The 5,183-nt window shown below is 34.7% G+C and carries 1 CRISPR repeat array.

The annotated features are described in order from the left end of the window. The first annotated feature begins 54 nt into the window (after positions 1–54). Positions 55–3,945: a CRISPR direct-repeat array (repeat unit 38 nt; unit sequence ATTTTTATCCTACTATCCATTAAAACAAGGATTGAAAC). Positions 3,946–5,183 lie beyond the last annotated feature (1,238 nt).

Below are 5,183 nucleotides of genomic sequence, written 5' to 3' on the forward strand. Positions count from 1 at the left end.
TAAAACAAGGATTGAAACTAATCACCCTGGATGTAAAAGGCAAAGCTGAACTGGATTTTTATCCTACTATCCATTAAAACAAGGATTGAAACACCTTTCTACCGCTATGGATTTGGTGGGCAAAGCTATTTTTATCCTACTATCCATTAAAACAAGGATTGAAACGCACTATGGCAGATAGCTCCATAACTGCCTCTTTCACATTTTTATCCTACTATCCATTAAAACAAGGATTGAAACCTGTTTCGGGATAGATATCAAAGAAATTCATCTGAATTTTTATCCTACTATCCATTAAAACAAGGATTGAAACGTATGCTTATCGGTTTCCCAGATACTTTATCAAGAATATTTTTATCCTACTATCCATTAAAACAAGGATTGAAACTGTCAAGTAAGATGGATAAATTAGATGGTATAAAATAATTTTTATCCTACTATCCATTAAAACAAGGATTGAAACCGAGATGAAGTCAATCCTATATCAGCATTAAAAACAAATTTTTATCCTACTATCCATTAAAACAAGGATTGAAACATCTAAATCAAACATCTAAGAAGCCACTGCTGGAATTTTTATCCTACTATCCATTAAAACAAGGATTGAAACTCCGAGATATGAATATGACAACGATCTTGGCTATCTCATTTTTATCCTACTATCCATTAAAACAAGGATTGAAACCACCAATATCGATGATGCGGATTTCTTGCATATTTATTTTTATCCTACTATCCATTAAAACAAGGATTGAAACTACGATGGCGTGACATAGGCTGCGAAAATATGGCTCAATTTTTATCCTACTATCCATTAAAACAAGGATTGAAACAACGAAGGATAATAACTGGACGGGCTATTAAGCGAGATTTTTATCCTACTATCCATTAAAACAAGGATTGAAACTGCGATATTGAATATCCGCTTAATCCAGAGATTGTAATTTTTATCCTACTATCCATTAAAACAAGGATTGAAACTGCTGCGAAAATTGTGTGGTTTTTCTGGAATTTCCAGATTTTTATCCTACTATCCATTAAAACAAGGATTGAAACCCGAGTAAGGGTATATCCCAATCATCCCCATACTCGATTTTTATCCTACTATCCATTAAAACAAGGATTGAAACTGCTTGGGGTAAACTGAATACAAAAATATCAGAAATATTTTTATCCTACTATCCATTAAAACAAGGATTGAAACTCATTGGGTATGCATAGTTTCGCATATATGACATTCCATTTTTATCCTACTATCCATTAAAACAAGGATTGAAACAAGAAGTAATTTCATCAATGCGTCTATTGATATTTTATTTTTATCCTACTATCCATTAAAACAAGGATTGAAACTTGGCTATCAAATTGCCGAATTCCCCCTCTTTCAAATTTTTATCCTACTATCCATTAAAACAAGGATTGAAACAATTAGAGAAGACATATTGGAGGCGTTTGCCCCGTCAAATTTTTATCCTACTATCCATTAAAACAAGGATTGAAACTAGGAACAGAAGGAATATCAAAAGCTCCCGGAGCTATTTTTATCCTACTATCCATTAAAACAAGGATTGAAACATTCTTTCTCATATCTCGCTCTGTCTATCATTGCTTTATTTTTATCCTACTATCCATTAAAACAAGGATTGAAACATTGTGGATATTTTCGGATGTCACTCCCTCATTATATTTTTATCCTACTATCCATTAAAACAAGGATTGAAACTTTTCATCTCCTTAAACTGCTGCTCCAACCGGTTACATTTTTATCCTACTATCCATTAAAACAAGGATTGAAACCGTGGCAGGAATCCACCCTGCATCTACCTGTTTTGATTTTTATCCTACTATCCATTAAAACAAGGATTGAAACCCATTCCTCTAATAACGGTTTTTTGCTTGATTGATTGATTTTTATCCTACTATCCATTAAAACAAGGATTGAAACTATTCGTCATTTGCATCCATTCCGGACGAGCTTGGAATTTTTATCCTACTATCCATTAAAACAAGGATTGAAACTTCATTGATTGAGGAATTGACATTATTAAGGGATAAATTTTTATCCTACTATCCATTAAAACAAGGATTGAAACCTGTATCTCCGATTATATGCGTTGGATCTGCTTTTAATTTTTATCCTACTATCCATTAAAACAAGGATTGAAACAGTGCCTTAAACACTTTGTATTTGCTTGCCAAATCATTTTTATCCTACTATCCATTAAAACAAGGATTGAAACAATATGCCTTTAGCTCAGGAAATAGTACATGGAAAATTTTTATCCTACTATCCATTAAAACAAGAATTGAAACATCCACACCAATTCCTACAGTGTGGAATGCGTTTTATTTTTATCCTACTATCCATTAAAACAAGGATTGAAACTCAAACCTTTCCCCGAGACAATTAATCCTGTAGTAAATTTTTATCCTACTATCCATTAAAACAAGGATTGAAACTTAGAGGAATGGCAAGAGAAGCAAGTCAATCAATTCATTTTTATCCTACTATCCATTAAAACAAGGATTGAAACTCAACAGCTATGATGGAACAACACAAAAAACATTGAATTTTTATCCTACTATCCATTAAAACAAGGATTGAAACCCTCTAAAACTATTTTCATCTCCAGAAGCAACGCAATTTTTATCCTACTATCCATTAAAACAAGGATTGAAACATATTATCTTCCTCATATAGTGTCCGATAGATGAATAATTTTTATCCTACTATCCATTAAAACAAGGATTGAAACCAATCGTTAATACCTTGTCCCTATAAAGTGACTATAAATTTTTATCCTACTATCCATTAAAACAAGGATTGAAACTGCTACAACAACACAGACCTGCCTCCAGGGAAAGCGATTTTTATCCTACTATCCATTAAAACAAGGATTGAAACTATCAGCAACAGTCCGTCCCCGTGGATCAACTGCTTATTTTTATCCTACTATCCATTAAAACAAGGATTGAAACTCCATCTTAATATAGGGGGGCACAAAACCCCATCTCATTTTTATCCTACTATCCATTAAAACAAGGATTGAAACGATACTGGTTCACTTCTAATTACCAGTGGTAGAGTGAATTTTTATCCTACTATCCATTAAAACAAGGATTGAAACCCATTCTTCACCTCTTCTCTTCATAGCGCCGCAAAAATTTTTATCCTACTATCCATTAAAACAAGGATTGAAACTGCAGAAGCAGATAGAAATAGTGCAGAATATGCCGTATTTTTATCCTACTATCCATTAAAACAAGGATTGAAACCTGCGGTAATTTCCTCCAGGAAGGTATTTTCCCCAGCATTTTTATCATACTATCCATTAAAACAAGGATTGAAACTTGCGCCGCCTACTCGTACTAACGAATATGTAGGTATTTTTATCCTACTATCCATTAAAACAAGGATTGAAACGAGGGCAGACATAGCCTGCAGCACCGCAGGCGGGGGTATTTTTATCCTACTATCCATTAAAACAAGGATTGAAACATACGGATGAAACGAAGCCACAACGAGTTATCTTCAAATTTTTATCCTACTATCCATTAAAACAAGGATTGAAACTCTTTTTCTCGTTTTTCCATCATTATCCTTTCGTGTATTTTTATCCTACTATCCATTAAAACAAGGATTGAAACAGCATTACTACGGAATCATTATTTACTGCTCTGAAGATTTTTATCCTACTATCCATTAAAACAAGGATTGAAACCTGATGTCAGCAAATTGATTAAACAATGTTCAAATCATTTTTATCCTACTATCCATTAAAACAAGGATTGAAACATTACCAGGTTTCCATTCTTATCATTGCCGCAAAGGATTTTTATCCTACTATCCATTAAAACAAGGATTGAAACAGCATTAGAGCGGAATCAAAATTCACTGCTCTGTAGGATTTTTATCCTACTATCCATTAAAACAAGGATTGAAACAAAAGTTCGCATCTATGTTATGTGAAAAAAGGAAATTTTCTGGATGAAGTTTTTATCGCTTGCCTGGATTGGTATTCTATACTTTGTAAATATGGGGAGGTTGATAGTTGGGTTGGAAGGGCGTATGCTTATTGTTTTAACTCACAATTTTTCGGTTTGGAAACCAGCTAAAAAGCGGTTGTAAGTGAAAAAGAATGTAGGGTGTGGTTACATAGAAGGCAGGCGAAAATTGTAAGTCAAAACCTACCAATGGTTACATTGAAGGCAGGCGAAAATTGTAAGTCAAAACCTACCGCCGGTTACATTGAGAGCAGGCGAAAATTGTAAGTCAAAACCTCTCACCGGTTGCAGTGTAAATTTTCTGAATGGTGTTTTTATCGATTGCCTGGATTGGTATTCTATACTTTATAAATATGGGGTGATTAATAGTTGGGTTGGAAGGGTGCTTGCTTTCTGTTTAACTCACAATTTTACGGTTTGGAAACCAGCTGCAGTAGGGTTGTAAGTGAAAAAAGAATGTGGGGTGTGGTTACATTGAAAGCAGGCGAAAATTGTAAGTCAAAACTTCCCACCGGTTACATTGAAGGCAGGTGAAAATTGTAAGTCAAAACCTACCGCCGCTTACTTTGAGGGCAGGTGAAAATTGTAGGTCAAAACATCTTGCCGATTGCAGCTTTAATTTTCTGAATGGTGTTTTTATCGCTTGCCTGGATTGGTATTCTATACTTTGTAAATATGGGGTGGTTGATAGTTGGATTGGAAGGGTGCTTGCTTTCTGTTTAACTCACAATTTTACGGTTTGGAAACCAGCTGCAGTAGGGTTGTAAGTGAAAAAAGAATGTAGAGTGAAGTGTACTTTAAACTACCAAAAACTGGTGCACTTTAAAATTCCGCTGAAAGTAAGTCAAAACATCTTGCCGATTGCAGCTTTAATTTTCTGAATGGTGTTTTTATCGCTTGCCTGGATTGGTATTCTATACTTTGTAAATATGGGGTGGTTGATAGTTGGATTGGAAGGGTGCTTGCTTTCTGTTTAACTCACAATTTTACGGTTTGGAAACCAGCTGCAGTAGGGTTGTAAGTGAAAAAAGAATGTGGGGTGTGGTTACATTAAAAGCAGGCGAAAATTGTAAGTCAAAACCTCCCACCGGTTACATTGAAGGCAGGTGAAAATTGTAAGTCAAAACCTACCTCCGGTTACTTTGAAGGCAGGTGAAAATTGTAAGTCAAAACCTACC

Source organism: Candidatus Cloacimonas sp., from assembly GCA_035403355.1.
Taxonomy (GTDB): Bacteria; Cloacimonadota; Cloacimonadia; order Cloacimonadales; family Cloacimonadaceae; genus Cloacimonas.